Source organism: Kosakonia sp. PSU_27 (assembly GCF_039409795.1).
In the GTDB taxonomy this organism is placed as follows: domain Bacteria; phylum Pseudomonadota; class Gammaproteobacteria; order Enterobacterales; family Enterobacteriaceae; genus Kosakonia.
Map to the genome: position 1 here is coordinate 497,741 of NZ_JBCIVK010000002.1, position 24,665 is coordinate 522,405.

The window sequence follows — 24,665 nt, forward strand, 5'->3', positions numbered from 1 at the left end:
CCTCAGATAGACAGCTTGTTAATGCGTTTGCCGCCGTACAACAGGTTGACGATGGCACGGGTACCGACAATAGCGGTGAACATTGAGGTCGCCACACCGATACCGGTAGTGATCGCAAACCCTTTAATTGAACCAGTACCTACCGCGTAAAGGATAAGCACTTTGATCAACGTGGTGACGTTCGCATCGAAAATGGATGAAAACGCGCCCTGATAACCTTCATGAATCGCCTGCTGCACCGAACGGCCATTGCTCAGCTCTTCTTTAATACGTTCGTTTATCAAGACGTTAGCATCTACCGCCACCGCAAGGGTTAACACGATACCCGCAATCCCCGGCATCGTCAGCGTTGCGCCAGGCAACAGCGACATAATGCCGACAATTAACACCAGGTTGGCAATCAGCGCGGACGTGGCGATCAGACCAAACTTCTTATAGAAGAAGATCATAAAGATGATCGAAACCACCAGACCTGCCAGGCACGCTTCCAGACCCTGCGTGATGTTCTGCGAACCAAGCGTTGGGCCAATAGTGCGTTCTTCAACAATCTGAATCGGCGCAATCAGCGCACCGGCACGCAGCAGCAGGGAGAGCTGACGCGCTTCGTTCGGGTTGCTGATACCGGTAATACGGAAGCTGTTGCCAAGGCGAGACTGGATATTGGCGATGTTAATCACCTCTTCCTGTTTCACCAGCACCGCACGTCCGTTGGCATCTTTTTTACCGCTGTCTTTGTACTCCACAAACAAGGTCGCCATCGGTTTACCGATATTGTCCTTAGTGAAGTTAGACATGATGTTGCCACCCGCGCTATCCAGTGAAATGTTAACCTGCGGTTGGTTGTACTCATCCTGGCTGGACGTGGAGTCGGTGATATGGTCACCGGTCAGGATCACGCGTTTGTACAGCACAACGGGCTGACCTTCGCGCGTCTGTTTCACTTCGGAGTCACCCGGTACGCGGCCAGCAGCGGCGGCGGAAGCATCCACACTGCTGTTAACGAGGCGGAATTCCAGCGTCGCAGTGGCGCCCAGAATCTCTTTCGCACGCGCGGTATCCTGAATCCCCGGCAGCTCAACCACGATACGGTCAGCGCCCTGGCGCTGTACCAGTGGCTCAGCCACGCCCAGTTGGTTTACACGGTTACGCAGGATATTGATGTTCTGCTGAACGGCATATTCGCGGGCTTCGCTCAGACGAGCATCGCTCATCACGGCGCGCAGTACGTTGTCGCCCTGATTGGAGATAACGAGATCGCGGTGGCGGGCTGTCAGGTAAGCATTCGCCTGATCGCGCGCCGCGCTGTCGCGGAACTGAATGCTCAGGCCATAGTTATCTTCCTTACGCACGGTGGTGTAAGGAATGCCTTTGTCGCGCAGATCGCTGCGCAGGCTGTCCATGTTTTGTTCCTGCAGTTTACTGAGCGCTGTTTGCATATCCACTTCCATCAGGAAGTGCACACCGCCGCGCAGATCGAGACCGAGTTTCATCGGTTCGGCTTTAATGGCGGTCAACCAGCGTGGCGTTGCCGGAGCAAGGTTAAGCGCGACAACATACTGATCGCCTAATGCGCTGACCAGCACTTCACGGGCGCGCAGCTGCGTATCAGTAGAATCGAAGCGAGCAAGAATCGCGCCCTCTTCCAGTGCCACAGACTTCGCGTTGATTTTTTCTTTTTGTAGATCGTTCTGGACCTGGATCAGCGTTTGCTCACTGGCGGCGACACCGCGCACGCCAGTGATCTGAACAGCCGGATCCTCACCATACAGGTTGGGAAGTGCGTAAAGCAGGCCGACGATAATGACGACGACCAGCATAATGTACTTCCACAAAGGATAACGGTTTAACACGGCAGTTCCCTTTGGGAAAACAATAGATTACAGCGCCTTCATCGTGCCTTTCGGCAGAACGGCAGCTACGAAGTCACGTTTGATTACCACTTCGGTGGTGTCGTTCAGTGCGATAGCAATGTAGCCAGTGTCTGCTACTTTGGTCACGCGGCCGATCAGACCACCATTGGTCAGCACTTCATCACCTTTGGCGATGGAGTCCATCAGCTTTTTATGCTCTTTCGTGCGTTTTTGCTGCGGGCGCAGGATCATGAAGTAAAAAATCAGACCGAACACCACCAGCATCGGAATCAACGTCCACTGGCTTTGGGCTGCCGGTGCGCCTGCTGCTGCTACCGCATCAGAAATAAAAAAGCTCATTCAAATTCCCTCATTATTAAATTAATCAACGTTCAAAGGTGGTACAGACCGCCCCTGACGCTGGTAAAAATCCGCGACGAAGCTCTCTAATTTACCCTCTTCGATAGCCTTGCGTAAACCAGCCATTAAACGCTGATAATACCGCAGGTTATGAATGGTATTGAGACGCGCGCCCAATATTTCGTTGCAACGGTCGAGATGATGCAAGTAAGCAAGAGAATAATTGCGACAGGTATAGCAATCACACTCGCTATCAAGCGGGCCGGTATCGCTTTTATATTTCGCGTTACGGATTTTCACCACGCCATTGGTCACAAACAGGTGACCGTTACGGGCGTTGCGCGTCGGCATCACGCAGTCAAACATATCAATGCCGCGTCGCACGCCTTCAACCAGATCTTCTGGTTTACCAACGCCCATCAGGTATCGTGGTTTGTCTGCGGGGATTTGCGGGCAGACATGCTCCAGAATACGGTGCATATCTTCTTTCGGCTCGCCCACAGCCAGACCGCCGACAGCGTAGCCATCAAAGCCAATCTCTACCAGACCTTTGACCGAGATATCGCGTAAATCTTCGTAAACGCTGCCCTGAATAATACCGAACAGCGCGTTTTTGTTACCCAGCCCATCAAAACGCTCACGGCTGCGTTTCGCCCAGCGCAGGGACATCTCCATAGAGCGTTTCGCGTAATCCCAGTCCGCCGGATACGGCGTACATTCGTCGAAGATCATCACGATATCGGAACCGAGATCGTACTGAATCTCCATCGATTTTTCAGGATCGAGGAAAATAGGATCGCCGTTGATCGGGTTACGGAAGTGCACGCCCGCTTCGGTGATCTTGCGGATGTCGCCAAGGCTGAACACCTGGAAACCGCCGGAATCGGTAAGGATTGGGCCTTTCCACTGCATAAAGTCGTGCAGATCGCCATGCAGCTTCATGATCTCCTGACCCGGGCGCAGCCACAGGTGGAAGGTGTTGCCAAGGATAATCTGCGCGCCGGTGGCTTCAACTTCTTCCGGCGTCATCCCTTTTACGGTGCCGTAAGTGCCTACAGGCATAAACGCGGGCGTTTCAACCACGCCACGATCAAACACCAGACGACCGCGGCGGGCGCGTCCGTCAGTGGTATCCAGTTCAAATTTCATTTCTTCTCCAGCATCAGAGAAACAGTCTGATGATAACTATCCCGTTGCGGAATCACTCCACAACTTCGAATTAACCAATACGCACTCAAGGCGTATTGGCGCAGCCAGATTGGACACGCACAGCGTGCAGCAACCGGAGCGTACACGCAGTACGTATCGCGTTGTTAAGGACGCTCTAAAATGGCTTGCGGATTGTACGTGATAAACATCGCATCCCCGTAACTAAAAAAGCGATATTTCTCTGCAACTGCGGCGCGGTACGCATTCATGGTGTGTTGATACCCGGCGAAGGCGGAAACCAGCATGATCAGCGTCGATTCCGGCAAATGGAAGTTGGTGACCAGCGCATCAATCACCCGGTACTGGTAACCCGGATAAATGAAAATCTGCGTATCGCCGAAGAACGACTCGATCAGATCTTTTTTTGCTGCCTGCGCGGCGCTTTCCAGCGAACGCACGGACGTGGTTCCCACGGCGACAACCCGATTACCGCGCGCTTTTGCCGCCAGCACCGCATCAACAACCTCCTGCGGCACTTCGGCGTATTCGGAATGCATAATGTGGTCTTCAATGCTGTCTACGCGCACCGGCTGGAAAGTTCCCGCCCCCACATGCAGCGTCACAAACGCCATCTCGATGCCTTTATTACGCAGACGTTCCAGAAGCGGTTCATCAAAATGCAACCCTGCCGTCGGTGCGGCCACCGCGCCAGGCTTCTCGCTGTACACGGTCTGGTAGAGTTCACGGTCCGCGTCTTCATCCGGCCGGTCAATATAGGGCGGCAGCGGCATATGGCCGATTGCGTTAAGGATATCCAGCACCGGGCGTTCGTCGTGAAACTCGACTTCGAACAGCGCGTCATGGCGCGCCACCATCGTCGCCTGAATATCTTCCGCATCACCCAGCAGCAGTTCCGCGCCCGGTTTCGGCGCTTTAGAGGCGCGAATATGTGCCAGAATACGTTTATCGTCGAGCATACGCTCAACCAGCACCTCAATCTTGCCGCCGCTGGCTTTACGACCGAACAGGCGTGCAGGAATTACGCGGGTGTTATTAAACACCAGCAGATCGCCGGGGTTGAGCTTGTCGAGCAAATCGGTGAAAGTACCGTGCGTCAGCGCGCCTGTTGGGCCATCCAGCGACAGTAAGCGGCAACTGCTGCGCTCAGGCTGCGGATAGTGGGCAATCAGGGATTCGGGCAATTCAAAGGAAAAATCGGCAACGCGCATGACACTAACTCGATACATATTTAAGAGGCGGGTAGTCTAGTGCCCACGCCCCTTCGCTGCAACCGTTAGCCGCTTTTGGACAAACAATAAGCATGAATTTTTTAGCACACCTGCACTTAGCCCATCTTGCCGACAGTTCCCTGCCCGGCAACCTGCTGGCGGATTTTGTTCGCGGCAACCCACAAGACCTCTACCCGATGGAGATCGTTGACGGGATCCAGATGCATCGCCGTATCGACGTCATGACCGACAACCTGCCGGAAGTCAAAACCGCCCGCGAGTGGTTCCGCCCCGAAACCCGCCGGGTTGCGCCGATCACGCTGGATGTGATGTGGGATCACTTCCTCTCCCGCCACTGGGCGCAAATCTCACCGGATTTCCCGCTGGAGGATTTTGTTCGCTACGCCCGTGCGCAGGTGGCGACGATCCTGCCTGATTCTCCGCCGCGATTTGTTAATTTGAACAATTACCTTTGGTCAGAGCGCTGGCTGGAGCGCTATCGCGAGATGGCCTTTATCCAGAATGTGCTTAACGGCATGGCGAACCGTCGCCCGCGGCTGGACGCACTGCGTGACTCCTGGCAGGATCTGGACGCCAACTACGCCGCGCTGGAGTCGCAATTCTGGGCGTTCTATCCGCGCATGATGGCGCAGGCCAAAGATCAGCAGCTTTAACGCTTGCACTGTGTGGGCATTACGCTATTTTGGAAAGCGTTATTGCAGAAGCAATCGATAGATAAAACCTATACCAGCGATTGTCAGTGGCGCTTTGAGCTACCCTACCCCTCTCCCTATACTGGCCCGCGTTGCGTTCTATTAACCTTGTAAATCACAGGAGTACATATGGTACTGGTTACTCGTCAGGCACCGGATTTTACTGCCGCAGCCGTTCTGGGCAGCGGTGAAATTGTTGAAAACTTCAACTTCAAACAGCACACCAACGGTAAAGCGACCGTGCTGTTCTTCTGGCCGATGGACTTCACCTTCGTTTGCCCGTCTGAACTGATCGCTTTTGACAAACGTTACGAAGAGTTCAAAAGCCGCGGTGTGGAAGTGGTCGGTGTCTCTTTCGACTCCGAGTTTGTTCACAACGCATGGCGTAACACGCCGGTTGAGAAAGGCGGTATCGGCGCGGTGAAATACGCGATGGTCGCTGACATCAAACGTGAAATTCAGCAGGCTTACGGTATCGAGCATCCGGACGCGGGCGTTGCCCTGCGTGGTTCTTTCCTGATCGACAAAAACGGCATCGTGCGCCACCAGGTCGTCAATGACCTGCCGCTGGGCCGTAACATCGATGAAATGCTGCGCATGGTTGACGCGCTGCAGTTCCACGAAGAGCACGGCGAAGTGTGCCCGGCTCAGTGGGAAAAAGGTAAAGAAGGGATGAACGCCTCTCCGGACGGCGTGGCAAAATACCTGAGCGAAAACGTCTCCAGCCTGTAATTAGCTGCATTGATAAAGGCCCGCACTGCGGGCCTTTTTTATGGAAATCTGAAAACAACGCCCGGTGGGCGTCGTCGTCAACAAGTTTGGGTCGGCCTTATTGTCTTTGGATGGCAAACAAACTCTATGGGCCGCGGCTGCTTGTTAAGTTCCGGCACAGCGTTCAGGGGCGAAACCAATACCGCCCCCTTAACAAGCGGATCGTTATTCGCGTGCCTTCACTTCACGCCAGATACGCAGAGCCATCCATACCAGCACCGCAACCCCCAACAGTAAGACACCCCACACCAGCAAAGCTTTCCACGTCTGCTGGCGCTCTGCTGGTGATGTCGCCGTTAGCCGTTCCTCGCCGCCAAGCGCCACCCGATCCTGCACCTGCACTTCCGGTATCGCCGTAAGATCGAGCTGTTTACGCAACGCTTCCGGGATCAGGCCTTCCATTGTCACCGCAGCAGGCGCCGCTGCACGGTTACCCCACGCCAGCATAAACGGCCCCTTGCCCTGCGCATTAAAGACCAGCGATTGTCGGTCGCGGCTGCCGGTCACCTGCGGCAATGCTTCGGGTAAACGGGCATCAAGCGTGGTGATGCGCACCGCCTGCACGACATCGCCTGGCAGGCTGAGCGGCGCGGAAACACGCCCATTAAGCGCCCACAGCACCGTTTTACTTAACGGTTTCCACTCGCCATTGGCGCTGCTACGCCAGTCAATCGCCACCGGCAACACGCCCTCTTCAGCAAGCCTCACCGATAGCGCGCTTAATGGCTGCGGTTGCGTCCACTGATACTGCGCTTCGGTTGGGGAAATCCGTTGTTCGCGGCCTGCCATTTCCACCTGTTCCAGCGGTGTTGGCTCACTACCAGGCCGCGCGGTGACCTGCGTAATCGTCACTGGCAGGTTCGGAGTATCAAACACCATCAGCAAATAACGTACACCATCGGCAGGCATCGGCTGGTCGAGGTTAATCTGATCGAGCGTCAACCGATCGCTGCCGCTCGCCAGCTCCATCACCGGTATGTCTTGCTGCAATGTCGTCCAGTTGCGCATATCGCTGCTGAAAAAGAGCGTCACTTTGCCACGCCAGTTTTTTACGGGCTCCGACCAGGCCAGCTTCAGTTGCGCGAGAGTGAAGTTTTCCTGCGTATTTTCCGGGAACGCCAGCAAATAGCTCTGTCCGACCACCTCGTCGGGCTCGCCTTCAATACGAATATCGACGCCGGAGGAGGAGTGCAAACGCACCACATTTTGACCTTCTGTGCCAGTGTCAACCGGCGACGTATCCAGCGGGAACACGCGCAGCGCAACAGGCTCTGGCGCACGCGCGGTGGCACGCTGTGTTTCCAGCGTAAACGGCACACGCTCGCCATCGTGGTTAAACACCCGCACATCACGCAGATCCGGCCAGACGCTCTGCGCGTAAGTATCCTGCGGCAGATCGACGCGATACCAGGATGCCGGTTGCGGTAGATCGAGTGTCGCGCCAAACGCGTAATCCTGCGGTGAATCCGGAACAGCTTCACTGCTTATCGCCGCGCCTGCAGTTGTCACCAGCGCGGCCAGTAGTAATCCATGCCACTTTTTCATTGCTCTTCTCCCTTGTCCTCTTCCCGCACGGCTTTTGGCGGCAGGGGTGAAAAATACCCCACAATCAGCACCAGAACCGCCACGCCAATAAAGGCAATTGCTCGCGAAAGCCCACCGCCGCCGGCGCTGTCAACCAGCATTAATTTGACCAGCACCACGCCCAGCAACACACTGCCGCACAACCACTGCTGGCGCGTATGCTGACGGGTGGCGCGGATCATCACCACCAGCGCGATCAGCATCCAGAACAGCGCAAAGCTGGTCTGAATCAATCGCGACTGCCACAGGCTTTCACTCTCCCAGGCCACGTCGCCGTAATAAGCCAGCAGGCGCAGTAACACACCGTTTAGCCACCAGAAACCAAGCGCCGCCAGCACCCACGGGCGCGCACGCCAGAGTTGCGGTGCAATGGCCGGATAGTGCGCTTCGGCAAAACGGCTGTACAGCCAGACGCCGAGCAGTGCAAACGCCGCGCCCTCTTCCAGCGGGTTAATAATTGGCAGATAAGTCATGCCCATCACCACCCCGTCGCTCAGATTGGCATACACCAGCAAACACAGCAGCACAGGAACCAGCGGTAATAATCCCAACGCGCCATACAGCGCGGGCCAGACGCGCCACGGCCAGAACTGACGGCGAATAGCCGCCAGTGCCAACGCAATCACCACACCACCCGCTACCATGGGCAGCCCGAGCTGCCAGGGTTCGTTCCCCCACACCAGCCCATCGACGAACCACCACAGCTCAGTACCTGCCGCCAGTAGCAGCATCCATAACAACGCGATATGCAGCCCCTGCGACACCCGCGCGGGTATCGTTTCTCTCTCGCGATAAAGCAGCAGGAACGCGGCAGGCAGCGCAATACACCAGGCCAGATTCGGCCAGCCCGCTGCCAGCAGGTGCCCCTGGGTCATAATCTGCCAGACCAGCATGACTGCCATTCCCGGCCATAACAGCCAGCGGGCGTAACCCAGTTCCGGCCACGACCAGCGCAAGCTGCCCGCACGCCATAACCATACGGAAAGCGCCAGCAACGTCAGCACGCCAAACCCGTTGTCGACAGAGGTTGGCAGCGCAGCCTGAGACGCCCCGCCGAGGGCAACGACCCAAAACACGATGCCGCCCACCAGCAATAGCCAGCTTCCCTCTTGCCGCAGACCACGCCACAACCAGGAGGCTGCCAGCCAGCATGCGCTGAGCACGGCGAAGATCAGCAACGTCGACACGGCGTTAATGCCGTCCGCCGCCGCCCACAGCGCGCTGCACAACGCCAGCAGCAGTAAGGCGCTGCCGCTGTAGCTCATGCGGCGCAGATTTTGCTGCGCGCCGAGCCACAAAATTCCCAGCCCTTCCAGCGCCCAGGCCATCGCCGTCCAGCGCGCCGACAGCGCCAGCGGAATGGCGAGCGTGGCAAACGCGCCGCCGAGCGCCAGCGCCGCCAGTACCAGCGGTTTTGCGGTCGCCGGGAAGCGTTTAAGCGCCAGCATCGCCAGCGCCAGGTAGAAAAGACCAAAGCCCAGTGCGCTAAATGCCGGGCCATAATGCCAGTGTTGCGTGATGGCGTACTGCATGCCAAAGCCCGCCAGTGGCGGGGCAAAGAGTAAAACGCCATCAATAATGCGCTCGCCCCGGCGCTGTGCGCGCAGCGAAAGCGACACGCTGAGTACACCGAAGATGAGAATGTTAGCCATCAGGAACAGCTGGCAACTGAGGTAGAATTCCGGGCGATAATTATCTATTCCCCACAGCCCGGCAACGCCGAAAGTGAAGACCATGCCGAGCAGGTTCAATTCGCGCCAGTGCTGCCAGATACTGATGGCGAGAATGCCCACCGACAGCAGCAGGTAAAACGAGAACAACGCGACATGGCTGCCGCCGCCGGTAGAGAGCAGGATCGGCGCGAGATAGCCGCCAAGGCTTGCCAGCAACGCCAGGCTCAGCGCTTTTTGCAGTACCGCCAGGCCAACGCTCGCCGCACAGATAACAATTAACAGCACAAAGGCCAGCGTCATCGGCAGCATCTGCCACAGACGAAACGCGCCAAAAACGGTGAGATAGAGTGCGCCAACCGCGCCGCCTTGCAGTATCAGGGCAAAGACCGTCTGTTTATGTCGCAGCCGCCAGCCAAGCCCGAGCAGCACAATCGCCACCAGCGCGACAGCGGCCAGCCGCAGTTCCAGCGGGAACAACGCATATTCCACGGTGTAGCGCAGCAGGAAGGAGAGGCCGATAAACAGCAGGATAATGCCCAGTTTTGCCAGCGGGTTGCCCTGCATAAACCAGCGCACCAGCGACGTTACCATTCCCCACGATGCGGTTTCCGGTGTTTTTGTCGTTACGGCAGGTTCGTCAATAGCAGGCGCGGACATAACCGGCGCAGGTGTTTCAGCTTTGCGTCCCCACGGGTTTTCCGCCGGCGCGGTCGGTTCGACTTTTCGCTCCCATGGGTTTTCCGCTGACGCGGTCGGTTCGACTTTACGCCCCCACGGGTTTTCTACCGGCGTAACGGGTTGAGGGATTTCAACCGGTTCAATGGGATGCGCAATTTCAGCCGCCGCCACTGGCGTTGGTTCACGGCTTTCCGGCGTCGCCGAAAACTGCCGTTCCAGTATGCTCAGCCGCTGACGCAGTTGTTGCAGTTCATTCTGGGTGGCAATGCTGCGCCGCCAGGCGGTGATAGCCACAATGGGCACCACCACCAGTGCCAGAAACAGCACCACCACGCCAAAGAGTAAAAGACCATCCATGTACTATCGCCTTCGCTAAAGGGGAGACGTAATGCCCGCCCCTTTTCGCGTGGCGATTCAGGCGGCGGACCAGACAGATGCGCTAATGGCTGAAAGCGTCAGCACATCATCCTGTAGCGTACCTGTACCTTCCTGAAGCCGCCAGCTTTTCCCCCGTAACAGCGGTGAATCCTCCAGCACAACTTCACAGGCTTCTCCGCGGTTAATGGCGACCATAACCCGTTGCTGACGGTAAACGCGCAAAAATACCAGCACATTGTCGTGCGCGTAAATCACCAGACAGCCACCGTAGCGCAACGCTTGTGAACGTGAACGCAACTTCGCCATGCGCTGATAAAGCGCCAGCAGTTTGCCATCCTGGCGCTTTTTGTCCCACGGGAACGGCTTGCGGCAAAACGGATCGTTAGCGCCATCCAGCCCCACTTCGTCGCCGTAATAAATGCACGGCGTACCCGGCCAGCTAAACAGCCAGACCACCGCCAATGGTAAGCGCGCAATGTCATTGCCGAGCACGGTTTTAAAGCGCGGCGTATCGTGGCTGTCGAGCTGGTTAAACATGCGTAATTGCTGCTGATGCGACAACCCGGCGCGGTAGTTATCCATCCATGCCGCACAGGTTTGCGCATCGATTTTTTGCGGATCATAAGAGAGATCGGTCTTCGCCAGAAAAGCCCACACCGGCAGGGTAAAACCGCGATAGTTCATTGCCGCGTCTTCAGCATCCGCCTGCAACCACTGGCGCGCATCGCCAAAATGTTCGCCAAAGACATACGCCTGCGGCTGAGTCTCTTTCGCCGCCTGTGTAATGCCCGTGACATGGCGCAAATTGTTACGCGCCCCGCCATCTTCGCCCAGCATATGCACCACATCCAGCCGCCAGCCATCCATCTGCCACGGCGCTTTCAGCCAGTGGCGCACCACGCTCTCTTCGCCCTGATAAATTTCGTCAACTAACGCGGGCGACTGGTAATCGAGTTTCGGCAGGCTCGCATAGCCCAGCCAGTCGCGGGCGTGGCCGTTCTCATCAAAACTGAACCAGCTACGCCAGCGTGAGTCCGGGTTGTGACAGGCTCCGCCCGTTGCGCGGTTGTGCCGGTCGAACCAGGCGTGGGAATCACCGGTGTGATTAAAGACGCCATCCAGAATCAGCTTCATGCCTGCTTCGCGCGTGTTGTGCCGCAGGCGCAGCAACGCCTCATCACCGCCAAACTGCGGGTCAACATGGCGATAATCTTCGGTGTCATATTTATGTACGCTGGGGGCGACAAATACCGGGTTAAGGTACAGCGCGGTGACGCCGAGCTTTTTCAGGTACGGTAGTTTCTCGCTGATGCCGTCAAGATCGCCGCCATAAAAGGTCGAACCGCCCGCTTCGCCAGTCAGTGGATCGTCCCATTCACGCATGACGATCGGCTGCCCGGCCGCATCGTGATGATAGATTTTGTCTTGCTCTTTGCCGCGCGGCAGGCTGCGGGCAAAGCGATCCGGGAAAATCTGGTAGAACACCTGATCCGCCACCCATTGCGGCCCGCTGTCCGGCACATCAATGGCGAACAGCTCAAGCCGCGCGGGTGGAAAGTGGCTAAAGCCCTGCGGGGTAAACCAGAGCTGGCGGTCTTCCCATAGCAGCTTAAAGCTGTAGCGACGACGCGGCTGCCCGCTCGTCACATCAATCGCGGCACGCCAGACAGTCACACCATCGGCTGTTGGTTTGCGCGCGCGATGCATCACCACCGGCGTCTCTTCGTTATCGATTTCCGTCCGCAGCGTCACCCGCTCCGGCAGCGAAGTACCGGTTAACCAAAGGCTAATAACTAATTGATCCTGGTTCTGTTTCACAAACGGCGCGACGGGCAAATGCCATGCATTCAACATCAAAAAATCCCCTTTGCTCAAAATGACGCCACTCTTCCACAGCGATTCTCGCCCTGCCTCCTTCTTTCCGCTTTTTTCCGGGGGTGAGAGAGAGGGCGCAGATGGAATTTGGCGAGAGGGTCGCCAGCCCTCGCCGTGCGGCAGCCCGGAATCGCAGACAGACGCGCTTGTATCTTGATAAAAACTATAGATGAATAAGTGATTTAAACTGAACAGCCACGCTGCTCCGGGAGAGAGAAAGGCCTTTTATGGCGTTTGAAAGAAGAGCGCGGAGGCCGCAGAGAGGCTAATGAATTTGCGGCTGCGTCATTGATACCGGCGCAAACCACCCTGCTTCAGGCAGAAAAATAACGGCCGCCAGTAACATCATCACCAGCGGCACAAGCGCTGCCGGATAAGCATACCGCTTATCCGGCACGGTTGGTTATCAGGCTTTGCGGCGTTTAAACATCCAGCCAATCAGCAACAACACAATCCACGCGAAACCGACATACAGCGAGATGCGGGTGTCCGGGTGCCAGCCAATCAGCGCGATAATAAACACGAGGAAAATCAGCCCGGCAACGGTAGTGGCCACACCGCCCGGAACTTTGAATTTCAGCGCTTTCACTTCATCAGCGGAGAGGCGGCGACGGAAACCAATCTGCGAGAGCAGGATCATGATCCACACCCACACCGTGGCGAAGGTCGCCAGCGAAGCAATCACCAGGAAGACATTTTCCGGCATGATGTAGTTCAGATAGACCGCCAGCAGCAGCGCGATCGTCATCACCATTACCGTTACCCACGGAATACCGCGGCGCGAGGTTTTGGCGAACATCTTCGGCGCGCTTCCCTGCTCGGCCATGCCGTGCAGCATACGCCCGACACCAAACACGTCGCTGTTGATCGCGGAAAGCGAGGCGGTCAGTACCACAAAGTTAAGAATGCTGGCGGCAAAGGTGATGCCCATATGCTGGAAGGTCAGCACAAACGGGCTGCCGTCTGTTCCTACCTGGTTCCACGGGTAAATGGACATAATCACGAACAGCGTCCCGACGTAGAACACCAGTATGCGCAGCGGCACTGAATTAATGGCGCGCGGGATCGACTTTTCCGGATCTTTCGCTTCACCGGCGGTGATACCGATGATTTCAATACCGCCGTAGGCGAACATCACCATTTGCAGCGCCATCACCGTGCCGAGCCAGCCATTGCTGAAGAAGCCGCCGTGGCTCCACAAGTTGCTGATGCCGGTCGGTTCGCCACCGTTGCCAATGCCCCAGATGATGATGCCGAAACCGGCGACAATCATGATGATGATCGTGGCGACTTTGAAGAATGAGAACCAGAACTCCAGTTCGCCGAACACCTTCACGCTCATCAGGTTAATGGCGCAGATAATCAGCACCACGCTCAACACCCAAATCCAGTGCGGCACCGTCGGGAACCAGACGCCCATATAGATGCCGAAAGCGGTCACATCGGCAATGGCGACAATCAGGATTTCAAAACAGTAGGTCCAGCCGGTGATATAACCAGCCAGCGGGCCGAGGTTTTCCTGCGCGTAGCGAGAGAAGGAGCTGGCAGAAGGGTTATGCACGGACATTTCGCCCAGCGCACGCATAATGATATACGCGGCGACACCGCCAATAATGTAAGCCAGCAGCACGCTTGGCCCGGCCATTTTGATGGCGTCTGCGGAGCCGTAAAACAGCCCGGTGCCAATCGCTGAACCCAGCGCCATAAAGCGAATGTGGCGGGTGCTTAGCCCACGCTTCAGCTTATTAGTACTTTCCATCGTTTCCACTGCCATTATTCAACACAAAAATAAAAAACCACGGAGCGCGTACCCCGTGGTTAAACAAACCGTGTTTGCTGCTGTTAATGCGCGCTGGAAGTCACTTGCCGTCCGGCGGCGCGATCCCAGATTGCGGCCAGAATCACCATCACCAGACCCGGCATCAACCAGGCCAGTCCCTGCTCCGCCAGCGGCAAGCGCTGTGTCCAGGCAGGAAGGTGTTCAGCAAACGCGGAGGCTTTCACGCCGTCAAGGATACCAAAAAGCAGGCTGATAAACATGGTCGGTGCGATAACGCGTGTTGAACTGTTCCAGAAGGAGCGGGTAAAACTCAGCACCACCAGTACGATACAGGGCGGGTAGATCATCGTCAGCACCGGAATCGAAATCTGAATCAGGTGGCTCAACCCGAGGTTGGACACCGCCATCGAGAAGATACCCAGAATAAACACCAGCGCACGATAAGAGAGCGGCAGATACTGCGCGAAAAACTCGGCACAGGCGCAGGTCAGGCCAACCGCCGTCACCAGGCAGGCGATGAAAATCAGCGCCGCCAGCAGGAAGCTGCCCGCACCGCCAAAGGTGTGCTGAACGTAAGCATGCAGAATGGCAGCGCCATTGGCAGACTGTTCAACCAGCGAAGAGCTGTCTGAACCCAGGTGGAACAGCGCCAGATAAAGCAGCGTCAGACCCACGCCCGCCATCAGGCCAGCCCAAACGGTGTAACGGGTCAGCAGACGCGCTTCGGTCACGCCGCGCGAACGCGCCGCGTTGACAATCACAATGCCGAAAACCATCGCACCCAGGGTGTCCATCGTCAGGTAGCCGTTGACGAAACCGTTGGAGAAAGAGGCGTTCTGGTAGGCGTCCAGCGCATGGCTGATGGAACCCGCCGGCCAGACAATCGCGGCGATCGAGAGGATAGTCAGCGCGATGATTTTCAACGGGGCAAGGAAGTTACCCACGGTATCAAGCAGTTTGCCCGGATAGAGCGACACCAGGATCACCAGCGCGAAGTAAACCACGCTGTAAATCAGCAGCGGCATTGCGCCTTCGCCAGTCAGCGGTGCAATCCCGACTTCAAACGAGACGGTTGCCGTACGCGGCGTCGCAAACAGTGGCCCAACTGCCAGATAGCAAACCGTCGCCAGCAGAACCCCCGCCACTTTACCAATCGGCGTGCTCAGGCTATCGACGCCACCACCCACTTTCGCCAGCGCGACAACGGTGAGCACCGGCAAACCCACAGCGGTAATCAGAAAGCCAAACGCCGCCGTCCAGACGTGTTCACCCGCCTGTAAGCCGACCATCGGAGGAAAAATGATGTTACCTGCGCCTACGAAGAGGGCAAAGGTCATAAAGCCCAGAGCAACTATGTCTCGTGGTTTTAAGTGATGGGTCATAAGTTTTACTGCCTGTGGATGTGGTGTCGTAAAGTGATGAATTATTGGCCTTTCCCAACCGAACAATAAAACGCCAATTGCGTGAAAAATCAGCGGGAAATGCTTTATGTACAACGTGGCGAAGAATAGTTTTTCGATTTACCACGTAAACACAGTCGGTCTGACAATGTATGGGGCGCAATTTAAACGCTTATAACGTTTAAAGGCAAGGTGGGATCGCAAAACCAGATGGTTATGCTGCATTGCAAAAAACAGGCAGTCAAATACTCCATTTATAGGAAAAACACATGGCTGATCATGCGAACAAAAAAGCAGCAGACGTACAAAATACGTTTCAGCTGTGGTAGACGGTGCGGGAAAGCGGCCTGTTTTCGCAGGCCGCTGGAAAGATATGCTGACAGCGCCTTCAGGAAGCGGCTTTTTTGGCAACCAGACGTTCCGGCAGAACAAAGCTAAAGCGAGTGCCCTTGCCCGGCTCGCTGACGATATCAAGGCGGCTTTCGTGGTGATTTACCGCGTGTTTGACAATCGCCAATCCAAGACCGCTGCCGCCGGTTTGCCGCGAGCGGGCTTTATCCACCCGGTAGAAACGTTCAGTCAGGCGCGGAATATGTTCTGCGGCAATGCCCGGTCCGTTATCTTCCACGCTAAATTCGGCGCCCTGCGGTACATGCTGCCAGCGCACAATAACGTGTGTGCCCGCTGGCGTGTGGTTGACGGCGTTATACACCAGATTAGAGATTGCGCTACGCAGCTGCTCCTCATTCCCGAGCACTTTGAGCGTGTTATCCACGTCAAACGTGAACGTGTGTTTTTGCTGGCTGAGAGTTTGCGCTTCCCGTTCGACAACCCGCAGCATCATCGGTACATCAATGGTTTCGTTAGGGGGTAGCGTCGGTGCGGCTTCGATTTTCGACAGCGTGAGTAGCTGACGCACCAGCCCTTCCATCCGCGACGTTTGTTCACGCATGGTGTGCAACGCTTTTTCGCGCGGCGCTCCTTCCAGCGTTTGCTCCTGCATCATTTCCAGGTAGCCCTGCAGCACCGTTAACGGGGTGCGCAGTTCATGGCTGACGTTAGCGAAAAAGTTACGCCGCGCGCCTTCCAGCTGGTGCATTTGCGTCACATCGCGCGCCACCATCAGCAGTTGTTGCTCGCTGTAGGGCATGACGCGGATCTCAAGATGCCGCCCATTATTAAGCACCAGGTGCAGAGGTCGGCCAAACTCCTGGTTCCTGATGTATTTCGTAAATTCGGGGTAGCGCAGCAAGTTAAGGATATTCTGGCCATTATCGTCCGGCCAGCGCAGCCCCAGCATCTGCTGCGCGAGACCGTTACACCAGAAAATCGCCCCTTCTTCCGTGGTGAGGATCACCGCATCCGGCAGCGATTCCGCACCGCTGCGAAAGCGTTTGATCAAATTTCCCAGTTCGCGGCGGCGCTTTTTGTTACGCATCTGCATCTGGTGTAGCCCGTAAAGTAGCGGCTCCCAGCTTCCGGTTCCCGGCGGCGGCGTCATGCTTTTATCGACCCATAACCACCAGGAAAGACGCAGTAAATTCCAGAAATGCCAGATCAGCAACCCGGTTACCGCGGCGAACAAAAACCAGGGCAGGTAACCGAAAATCGCGCCGAGAATAAAGGCGGGGATACAACAAAGGAGGAGCTCCAGCACCAGCCTTTTCCATGACAGCCGTTCCAGCACGCGTCACACTCCTGTCAAATTTCAGAAACGGGTCGAAAAACGATATCCCGTGCCGCGCACTGTTTGCACCATACGATCGTGGCCGCTGTGTTCCAGCGCTTTGCGCAGACGGCGAATATGCACGTCCACGGTTCTGTCTTCAACGTAAACGTTGGTTCCCCATACGTGGTTCAGCAGCTGTTCGCGGCTATAAACACGTTCCGGGTGAGTCATAAAGAAGTGTAAGAGTTTAAACTCTGTCGGTCCCATATCCAGCGGATTTTCACCGGTCATCACGCGGTGAGAGGAAGGATCGAGGCTCAGCCCCTGCATTTCAATCACCTCTTCCACCGCCATCGGTGAAATACGGCGCATCACGGCTTTAATACGCGCGACCAGCTCTTTCGGTGAAAATGGCTTGGTAATGTAATCGTCCGCCCCCGTTTCCAGACCGCGAACGCGATCCTCTTCCTCCCCGCGCGCGGTCAGCATCATCACCGGAATATCACGGGTCATCGCTTCGCGTTTAAGATGTTTAATAAACTGAATGCCAGAACCGCCAGGCAGCATCCAGTCCAGTAAAACCAGGTCGGGCCAGGGTTCGTTAAGTTGGTTCACCGCGCTGTCATAATCTTCAGCTTCCACCGGTTGAAAACCATTTTGCTCGAGCACGAAGCACACCATTTCACGGATTGGTGCTTCATCTTCTACGACCAGAATTCGTCTCGCCATAATTCGCCCTGTTTTAATTAAGTCGTCAGTATATGTAGCGGCGCCATTATGCGTCAGTTTTATGACAGATTTATGAATAAGATGACCGCTATATGACCCGCCCGGTGGCCGTGTGACAACGCAAATTTGCGTTCGGTTATGTCCCTCATCTGCTTAATGTTTATAATCTGCTTTACGCTTTTTCGCCATGGAACCGCTATGCGCATCATTCACACTTCAGACTGGCATCTGGGTCAAAACTTCTACAGTAAAAACCGCGCCGCCGAACATGACGCTTTTCTCGACTGGCTGCTCGCCGCCGCCGAAACGCATCAGGTGGATGCCATTATTGTCGCAGGCGATATTTTTGATACTGGTTCCCCGCCAAGCTACGCCCGCGAGCTTTACAACCGCTTTGTGGTCAAACTCCAGCAGACGGGCTGCCAGCTTATCGTGCTGGCGGGAAACCACGATTCCGTGGCCACGCTGAATGAATCAAAAGAGATCCTCGCCTACCTGAAAACCACCGTGGTGGCCAGTGCAGGCGCCAGGCCGTTCCTGCTAAAGCGCCGCGATGGCGAACCCGGCGCGGTATTTTGCCCGGTGCCGTTTTTACGCCCGCGCGACATTACCGTTAGCCAGGCGGGGCTTTCCGGGCAACAAAAACAGCAGCATTTACTGGCGGCGATCACCGATTACTATCAACAACAATTTACTGAGGCCTGTGAACTGCGCGGTGACAAACCACTGCCGATTATCGCCAGCGGCCATTTAACCACGGTGGGTGCCAGTAAAAGTGACGCGGTGCGTGATATTTATATCGGCACGTTAGACGCCTTCCCTGCACAAAATTTTCCCCCTGTGGATTACCTCGCGCTCGGCCATATTCATCGCGCGCAGAAGATTGGCGGCCTTGAGCACATCCGTTACTGCGGTTCGCCCATTGCGTTGAGTTTTGATGAAACCGGGAAAAGCAAAAGCGTTAATCTGGTGACATTCGCCGAAGGTAAGCTCGCCGATGTCACGGCGCTGGAGGTGCCGGCAACCCAACCGTTAGCGGTGATCAAAGGCGATTTCGCTGAAATCTGCCGTCAGTTAGAACAGTGGCGTAATGCCCCCGCAGAGCCCCCCGTCTGGCTGGATATTGAAATCGAAAGCCATGAATATCTGGCGGATATGCAACGCAAAATTCAGCTGGTAACCGAAGATTTGCCGGTCGAAGTGCTGCTGGTGCGCCGCAGCCGCGAGCAGCGCGAGCGAATTCTTTCCGGCGAGTTACGCGAAACCTTAAACGAATTAAAAGTGGAAGAGGTGTTTGCCCGCCGCCTTGCGCTGGCAGAACTCGACGACACACAAAATGCACGGTTACACACGTTGTTTAGCGAAGCGCGCCAGGCGTTGGATGAGGAGAATGAAGCATGAAAATCCTGAGCCTGCGGCTAAAAAACCTGAACTCGCTTAAAGGCGAGTGGAAAATAGACTTCACCGAAGAGCCGTTTGCCAGTAACGGTTTATTCGCCATTACCGGCGCGACCGGCGCGGGGAAAACCACGCTGCTCGACGCTATCTGCCTGGCGCTGTACCACGAAACACCGCGCCTGAGCACCCTTTCGCAATCGCAAAACGATTTAATGACCCGCGATACGGCCGACTGCCTGGCCGAGGTGGAGTTTGAAGTGAAAGGCGTCGCCTACCGCGCGTTCTGGAGCCAGAGCCGCGCCCGCGGGCTGCCGGATGGCAACCTGCAAGCCCCGCGCGTTGAGCTGGCGGCCTGCGCCGATGGCAAAATCCTTGCCGATAAAGTGAAAGATAAGCTTGATCTTACCGCCTCACTGACCGGGCTGGATTATGGCCGCTTTACCCGTTCTATGCTGCTGTCGCAGGGGCAGTTTGCCGCGTTCCTCAACGCGAAGCCGCGCGAACGCGCCGAGTTGCTCGAAGAGCTGACCGGCACCGAGATTTACGGCCAGATTTCCGCCATGGTGTTTGAAAAACACAAAGCGGCGAAAACCCGGCTGGAGCAGTTGCAGGCGCAGGCAAAAGGCGTGGAACTGCTCAGTGATGAGCAGCGCCAGCAGCTTGCGCAACGTTTGCAGGCGCTTACTGACGAAGAGCAACGTTTGCTGGCAGGGCAGCGCGACATACAGGAGCAGGCCAACTGGCTGAACCGCGACGCGGAGTTACGCGCCGCGCGCGGACGTGCGCAGGCCGCACTGGTACAGGCTCAGCAGGCGCTGGCCGGTGCCCAGCCGCAATTAGCGGCGCTGGAACGTGCGCAACCGGCGCTGCAATTGCGCCCGCTATGGGATCGGCTTGAGGAGCAGCGTAAAGCGCTGGTTCGCACCCGCGCACAAAGCGAAGAAGTAAATACTCGCTTACATGCCAGCCTGTTACAGCGCGCACACATTCGTTTTAGCGCCCAGCAGCAGCATGCAACATTGCAGAAAACGCAGAAAACGCTGGAAAGCTGGCTTGCTGAGAATGCCCGTTTTGAGCGCTGGCAGAACGAATTAACCGGCTGGCGCGTGTTGTTCAACCAGTTGGAAGAAGAGAAAAAACAGTGGCTCGGACTGCAACAGCGTGTGCAGACTCACGAGGCGAAACTGCGCACCTTGCCTGAATCGACACTGGCAATGAGCGCGGAAGAGACGGCTGCAGCAATGGCGTTGTGCGCGCAAAACCGCCCGCTGCGCCAGCAACTTACCGCCCTGCATGCCCGTTTTGCTCCGCTGCGCAAACAGCTGGCGCAGCGCCAGCAGAGCTTGCTTGATTTACGCGCCGAGCAGGAAAAGATCAGCGCTGAACTGGCGCGCAAACGCGAGCTGTATAAAGAGAAAAACCAGCTGCTGACGGAAGTCACGACCATTTGCGAGCTGGAAAACCGCATCAAAGATCTGGAAAGCGAGCGCGCGCGTCTGCAACCGGGTCACCCTTGCCCGCTGTGTGGCGCAACTGAACATCCGGCAATTGCGCATTATCAAACCCTTGAGCCAGGCGTCAATCAGGCACGGCGCAGCGCGCTGGACCTGGAAGTGCGCCAGGTTAAAGAGGATGGCGTCGCGCTTGGCGAGCGGCTGAAAGGGTTGGCTGAACGCTACGAAAAAGATGAGCGCGAAGTGAAAAACCTGCAACAAGAGGAGCAAAACTGGTTGCAGGAGTGGGCAAAAGCCTGTGCCGCGCTCAGCGTCACGCTGGAGCCGCATCGCGAGCTTACCAGTTGGCAAAGCGCGCAGGATGCTTATGAACATCAGCTTTACTTGCTAAACCAGCGCCAGACACTGCAGTTGCAAATCCGCGAACTTCATCAACAAAGCGAACAGTATCAACAAGCTGTGGTTGCCCGCCGTGAAAAACTGGCGACCTCGCTGCAGCAGCTGGATCTGACCCTGCCAGCGGAAGGCGAAGAGGAGCCGTGGCTGGCGGCGCGCACGCAGGAAGCCGAACAATGGCAACACCAACAGCAGCAGCTCAATGCGCTGCACGAAAAGATGGCGCAGCTCACGCCGATCCTTGAGACGCTACCGGAAAGCGACACCGCCAGCGACGGGCAGACAGTAGCGCTGGAAGGCTGGCGGAAAGTACACGATGCCTGTCTTGCGCTGCAAAGCCAGTGGCAAACTCTGCACCAGCAACTGGCGCAAGAGGAACAAACCGCAGGCGCGCTGGAGCAGCAATTTACCGATGCGCTGGGGAAAAGCGTTTTCGCCGATCATCAGGCCTTTCTCGACGCCCTGCTCACCGAGCCTGAACGTCAGCGCCTTGAGCAGTTACGCCAGAAGCTCGACAGCGAATGCCAGCAGAAACAGGCACTAGCGAACAGCGCTGAACAGGCGCTAAATGCGCACCAGGCACAGCCGCCTGCGGCACTCGCCCCGGATGCCACGGTTGAAAGCATTGGCCTGGCGCTGGAGGCTATTTCGCGCCAGCTTCGGGAAAACACCACTCGTCAGGGTGAATTCCGCCAACAGCTGAAACAGGACGAAGATAACCGCAAGCGCCAGCAAAACGTATTGCAGGAGATGGCGCATGCCAGCGTGCTGTATGACGACTGGGGACATCTGAACGCGCTTATCGGCTCCAGAGAGGGGGATAAATTCCGCAAATTCGCCCAGGGGTTAACGCTGGATAACCTCGTCTGGCTGGCGAACAACCAGCTTAATCGCCTGCATGGTCGTTATCTGCTGAAACGTAAGGAGAGCGACGCCCTGGAGCTGGAGGTGGTCGACACCTGGCAGGCGGACGCGGTACGCGATACGCGCACCCTTTCCGGCGGCGAGAGCTTCCTGGTCAGCCTGGCGCTGGCGCTGGCGCTCTCCGATCTGGTGAGCCATAAAACCCGCATCGACTCGCTGTTCCTCGATGAAGGTTTTGGCACGCTGGATAGCGAAACGCTGGATACGGCGCTGGATGCCCTTGACGCGCTGAACGCCAGCGGCAAAACCATCGGCGTGATTAGCCATGTGGAAGCGATGAAAGAGCGCATCCCGGTGCAGATCAAAGTGAAGAAAATTAACGGGCTGGGCTACAGCAAACTCGACGGGAAATTCGCGGTGAGTTAAAAACAAGGGCGCGTTCAACCGCGCCCTTGTTGTTTATTCGCCCTGCGGCCACAGCCATGCCGCGCCGCGTACACCGCTGGAATCGCCGTGCAGCGCTTTGCGGATCGGCGTTTCGCACTCACCGCCAAATACCCAGTTGCGCAGCAGAACCGGTACGGTCTGGTAAAGCCGCTCGACGTTGCTCATGCCGCCGCCCAGCACAATCACATCCGGGTCAAGAATGTTCACCACATGCGCCAGTGATTTTGCCAGCCGCAGCTCGTACCGGCCGATCGCCAGTTCCGCCACCGCGTCCTGCTCGTCTACCAGCCGCATGATTTCATGGCCTTTGAGTGCCTTGCCGCTAAGCCGCTGATAATCCGTGGCAAAGCCGGTGCCGGAAATAAAGGTTTCAATACAGCCCTGCTTGCCGCAATAACAGGGGACTTCGGTACGGTAGCGCAGCTCATCCTCATCCATCCACGGCAGCGGATTGTGCCCCCACTCGCCTGCGGTGCCGTTACCGCCGATGTGCGCGTGGCCGTTAAGCGCGACGCCGGAACCGCAGCCGGTGCCGATAATCACCGCGAACACCGTTTGCGCACCGGCTGCCGCGCCGTCCACCGCCTCGGAAACCGCCAGGCAGTTGGCGTCGTTTGCCAGCCGCACTTCGCGGTTTAACCGCTGGCTCAAATCCTTATCGAACGGTTTACCGTTCAACCAGGTTGAATTGGCATTTTTCACCACACCAGTGTAGGGCGAAATCGAACCGGGAATGCCCATGCCTACCGTGCCGCGCTGCCCGGTCTCTTTTTCCGTGAGATCCACCAACGAAGCGATTAGCTCAATGGTCTGCCAATAGTCACGCGGCGTGGCCTGGCGGTGGCGAAACAACTCTTCGCCCTGTTCGCCCAGCGCAATAATTTCTGTTTTTGTACCACCTAAGTCGATACCGATACGCACATCAAACTCCTCATAGTGGACCACGCATTAGCAATGCAACGGCGGCGACAATTCGCTATCATGCCCGCTGCATTTAACGACAAGGCCGTGGAAAAAATCATGCTGTGGTTCAAAAATTTAATGGTATACCGTCTCAGCCGCGATGTTGCGCTGCGTGCGGAAGAGATGGAAAAACAGCTTGCCCCACTATCGTTTACTCCATGCGGTAGTCAGGATATGGCGAAAACCGGATGGGTTCCACCGATGGGTTCACACAGCGACGCGCTGACCCATAGCAACAACGGTCAGATTATTATCTGTGCGCGTAAAGAAGAAAAAATTCTGCCGACGCCGGTAGTCAAACAAGCGCTGGAAGCAAAAATTTCCCGTCTTGAAGCCGAGCAGGGTCGCAAGCTGAAAAAAACCGAAAAAGATTCGCTGAAAGACGAAGTGCTGCACTCCTTGCTGCCGCGTGCGTTCAGCCGTTTCAGCCAGACCATGATGTGGATCGACACCGTGAATGGTCTGATTATGGTCGACTGCGCCAGCGCCAAAAAAGCGGAAGACACGCTGGCGCTGCTGCGTAAAAGCCTCGGTTCGCTGCCGGTCGTACCGCTGGCGATGGAAAATCCTATCGAACTGACGCTCACCGAATGGGTGCGTTCCGGTACGGTAGCGCAGGGTTTCCAGTTGCTGGACGAAGCAGAGCTGAAAGCGATGCTGGAAGATGGCGGCGTGATCCGTGCGAAAAAACAGGATCTGGTGAGCGATGAAATCGCCGTACACATTGAGGCGGGCAAAGTGGTCACTAAGCTGGCGCTCGACTGGCAGCAGCGTATCCAGTTCCTGATGTGCGATGACGGTTCCGTAAAACGCCTGAAATTCTGCGATGAGCTGCGCGATCAGAACGAAGATATCGATCGCGAAGATTTTGCCCAGCGTTTCGATGCCGATTTTATTCTGATGACCGGCGAGCTGGCGGCGCTGATTCAAAACCTGGTGGAAGGCTTAGGCGGCGAAGCGCAGCGCTAACCTTTTCCCCACAGACAAACGCCCGGTTTTTCCGGGCGTTTTGCATTACAGGTAACGGCAGAGGTAAGAACTCGGTTCCGCCACCTGCAAATGAAATTCGCTATGGCCAGGTACGTTGAACACTTCACCCGCGGCGTAAGCTTTCCATTCGGTTTCGCCCGGCAGCAGTACATTCAGCGCGCCGCTTACTACCGTCATCTCTTCCGGCTGCGCGGTGCTGAAAGTGTATTCCCCTTCCGCCATGACCCCAACGCTGGCACGGCCAGTGCTGCTGCTGGTAAAACCAATGGATTTCACTTTACCGGAAAAGTATTCGTTACTTTGAAGCATGAACTG

18 protein-coding genes are annotated in these 24,665 nt (G+C 56.5%); 5 read left to right on the top strand and 13 right to left on the bottom strand.

Annotation, left to right across the window (positions count from 1 at the left end; all coding sequences use genetic code 11):
- Positions 1-2 precede the first annotated feature (2 nt).
- From secD to queA, 4 genes are all read right to left on the bottom strand, one after another.
- A complete protein-coding gene (secD, locus tag AAIG26_RS06240; protein ID WP_071925261.1) occupies positions 3-1,850 on the bottom strand; it encodes a protein translocase subunit SecD in 1,848 nt (615 codons plus the stop codon).
- Between the two features lie 27 nt (positions 1,851-1,877).
- Entirely contained in the window at positions 1,878-2,210 is a 333-nt protein-coding gene (gene yajC, locus AAIG26_RS06245) for a preprotein translocase subunit YajC (protein ID WP_020456740.1), read from the bottom strand.
- Between the two features lie 21 nt (positions 2,211-2,231).
- A complete protein-coding gene (gene tgt, locus AAIG26_RS06250) occupies positions 2,232-3,359 on the bottom strand; it encodes a tRNA guanosine(34) transglycosylase Tgt (RefSeq protein ID WP_020456739.1) in 1,128 nt (375 codons plus the stop codon).
- 164 nt (positions 3,360-3,523) lie between these two features.
- Complete coding sequence (queA, locus tag AAIG26_RS06255) at positions 3,524-4,588, bottom strand: tRNA preQ1(34) S-adenosylmethionine ribosyltransferase-isomerase QueA (RefSeq protein ID WP_343180239.1); 1,065 nt, start codon at positions 4,586-4,588, stop codon at positions 3,524-3,526.
- A gap of 92 nt (positions 4,589-4,680) precedes the next feature.
- On the opposite strand from queA, the gene acpH reads away from it, so the two are divergent.
- Together acpH and AAIG26_RS06265 are read left to right on the top strand one after the other, a co-directional pair.
- Entirely contained in the window at positions 4,681-5,262 is a 582-nt protein-coding gene (gene acpH, locus AAIG26_RS06260) for an ACP phosphodiesterase (protein WP_045509283.1), read from the top strand.
- A gap of 168 nt (positions 5,263-5,430) precedes the next feature.
- On the top strand, positions 5,431-6,033 hold the full coding sequence (locus AAIG26_RS06265) for a peroxiredoxin C (protein ID WP_017458841.1): 603 nt from the start codon (positions 5,431-5,433) through the stop codon (positions 6,031-6,033).
- Positions 6,034-6,237: 204 nt separating this feature from the next.
- Here the strand turns inward: AAIG26_RS06265 and AAIG26_RS06270 are convergent, their stop codons facing one another.
- From AAIG26_RS06270 to phoB, 7 genes are all read right to left on the bottom strand, one after another.
- Positions 6,238-7,617, bottom strand: coding sequence for a DUF3999 family protein (locus AAIG26_RS06270; RefSeq protein WP_343180240.1), 1,380 nt, complete (start codon positions 7,615-7,617; stop codon positions 6,238-6,240).
- A complete protein-coding gene (locus AAIG26_RS06275) occupies positions 7,614-10,364 on the bottom strand; it encodes a DUF2339 domain-containing protein (RefSeq protein ID WP_343180241.1) in 2,751 nt (916 codons plus the stop codon). The genes AAIG26_RS06270 and AAIG26_RS06275 overlap by 4 nt, the downstream gene beginning before the upstream one ends.
- A gap of 57 nt (positions 10,365-10,421) precedes the next feature.
- On the bottom strand, positions 10,422-12,239 hold the full coding sequence (gene malZ / locus AAIG26_RS06280; RefSeq protein WP_343180242.1) for a maltodextrin glucosidase: 1,818 nt from the start codon (positions 12,237-12,239) through the stop codon (positions 10,422-10,424).
- 427 nt (positions 12,240-12,666) lie between these two features.
- Positions 12,667-14,019: a proline-specific permease ProY gene (gene proY / locus AAIG26_RS06285; RefSeq protein WP_343180243.1), complete on the bottom strand. Its 1,353-nt coding sequence runs from the start codon at positions 14,017-14,019 to the stop codon at positions 12,667-12,669.
- A gap of 83 nt (positions 14,020-14,102) precedes the next feature.
- Positions 14,103-15,422 (bottom strand): branched-chain amino acid transporter carrier protein BrnQ, encoded by a 1,320-nt coding sequence (brnQ, locus tag AAIG26_RS06290; RefSeq protein ID WP_097406309.1) that lies wholly within the window; start codon positions 15,420-15,422, stop codon positions 14,103-14,105.
- 406 nt (positions 15,423-15,828) lie between these two features.
- The gene (gene phoR, locus AAIG26_RS06295; protein ID WP_020456730.1) at positions 15,829-17,127 is read right to left on the bottom strand and encodes a phosphate regulon sensor histidine kinase PhoR; all 1,299 of its coding nucleotides are present in this window, start codon (positions 17,125-17,127) and stop codon (positions 15,829-15,831) included.
- A 21-nt stretch (positions 17,128-17,148) separates the two neighbouring features.
- Positions 17,149-17,838, bottom strand: coding sequence for a phosphate response regulator transcription factor PhoB (gene phoB / locus AAIG26_RS06300; RefSeq protein WP_007373472.1), 690 nt, complete (start codon positions 17,836-17,838; stop codon positions 17,149-17,151).
- 198 nt (positions 17,839-18,036) lie between these two features.
- Here phoB and sbcD point away from each other — a divergent pair, with 198 nt between their 5' ends.
- Both sbcD and sbcC read left to right on the top strand, forming a co-directional pair.
- Positions 18,037-19,239: an exonuclease subunit SbcD gene (gene sbcD / locus AAIG26_RS06305; protein ID WP_160271104.1), complete on the top strand. Its 1,203-nt coding sequence runs from the start codon at positions 18,037-18,039 to the stop codon at positions 19,237-19,239.
- Complete coding sequence (gene sbcC, locus AAIG26_RS06310; protein WP_343180244.1) at positions 19,236-22,376, top strand: exonuclease subunit SbcC; 3,141 nt, start codon at positions 19,236-19,238, stop codon at positions 22,374-22,376. The genes sbcD and sbcC overlap by 4 nt, the downstream gene beginning before the upstream one ends.
- Positions 22,377-22,409: 33 nt before the next feature.
- On the opposite strand, the gene mak is transcribed toward sbcC, so the two are convergent.
- On the bottom strand, positions 22,410-23,318 hold the full coding sequence (mak, locus tag AAIG26_RS06315) for a fructokinase (RefSeq protein WP_045509305.1): 909 nt from the start codon (positions 23,316-23,318) through the stop codon (positions 22,410-22,412).
- Positions 23,319-23,417: 99 nt separating this feature from the next.
- On the opposite strand from mak, the gene rdgC reads away from it, so the two are divergent.
- Positions 23,418-24,329, top strand: a complete 912-nt coding sequence (gene rdgC / locus AAIG26_RS06320) for a recombination-associated protein RdgC (RefSeq protein ID WP_044489799.1) — start codon at positions 23,418-23,420, stop codon at positions 24,327-24,329.
- 45 nt (positions 24,330-24,374) lie between these two features.
- Here rdgC and ppnP read toward each other — a convergent pair whose 3' ends face one another.
- The gene (ppnP, locus tag AAIG26_RS06325) at positions 24,375-24,659 is read right to left on the bottom strand and encodes a pyrimidine/purine nucleoside phosphorylase (RefSeq protein ID WP_017458829.1); all 285 of its coding nucleotides are present in this window, start codon (positions 24,657-24,659) and stop codon (positions 24,375-24,377) included.
- Between the last annotated feature and the right edge of the window lie 6 nt (positions 24,660-24,665).

What these genes read in the sequence shown, in the direction of transcription:
- queA (WP_343180239.1), bottom strand. Translation starts at nt 4,588, where the DNA reads ATGCGCGTTGCCGATTTTTCCTTTGAATTGCCCGAATCCCTGATTGCC.
- acpH (WP_045509283.1), top strand. Translation starts at nt 4,681, where the DNA reads ATGAATTTTTTAGCACACCTGCACTTAGCCCATCTTGCCGACAGTTCC.
- rdgC (WP_044489799.1), top strand. Translation starts at nt 23,418, where the DNA reads ATGCTGTGGTTCAAAAATTTAATGGTATACCGTCTCAGCCGCGATGTT.
- AAIG26_RS06275 (WP_343180241.1), bottom strand. Translation starts at nt 10,364, where the DNA reads ATGGATGGTCTTTTACTCTTTGGCGTGGTGGTGCTGTTTCTGGCACTG.
- brnQ (WP_097406309.1), bottom strand. Translation starts at nt 15,422, where the DNA reads ATGACCCATCACTTAAAACCACGAGACATAGTTGCTCTGGGCTTTATG.
- AAIG26_RS06265 (WP_017458841.1), top strand. Translation starts at nt 5,431, where the DNA reads ATGGTACTGGTTACTCGTCAGGCACCGGATTTTACTGCCGCAGCCGTT.
- tgt (WP_020456739.1), bottom strand. Translation starts at nt 3,359, where the DNA reads ATGAAATTTGAACTGGATACCACTGACGGACGCGCCCGCCGCGGTCGT.
- malZ (WP_343180242.1), bottom strand. Translation starts at nt 12,239, where the DNA reads ATGTTGAATGCATGGCATTTGCCCGTCGCGCCGTTTGTGAAACAGAAC.
- proY (WP_343180243.1), bottom strand. Translation starts at nt 14,019, where the DNA reads ATGGAAAGTACTAATAAGCTGAAGCGTGGGCTAAGCACCCGCCACATT.
- sbcD (WP_160271104.1), top strand. Translation starts at nt 18,037, where the DNA reads ATGCGCATCATTCACACTTCAGACTGGCATCTGGGTCAAAACTTCTAC.
- AAIG26_RS06270 (WP_343180240.1), bottom strand. Translation starts at nt 7,617, where the DNA reads ATGAAAAAGTGGCATGGATTACTACTGGCCGCGCTGGTGACAACTGCA.
- ppnP (WP_017458829.1), bottom strand. Translation starts at nt 24,659, where the DNA reads ATGCTTCAAAGTAACGAATACTTTTCCGGTAAAGTGAAATCCATTGGT.
- yajC (WP_020456740.1), bottom strand. Translation starts at nt 2,210, where the DNA reads ATGAGCTTTTTTATTTCTGATGCGGTAGCAGCAGCAGGCGCACCGGCA.
- sbcC (WP_343180244.1), top strand. Translation starts at nt 19,236, where the DNA reads ATGAAAATCCTGAGCCTGCGGCTAAAAAACCTGAACTCGCTTAAAGGC.
- phoB (WP_007373472.1), bottom strand. Translation starts at nt 17,838, where the DNA reads ATGGCGAGACGAATTCTGGTCGTAGAAGATGAAGCACCAATCCGTGAA.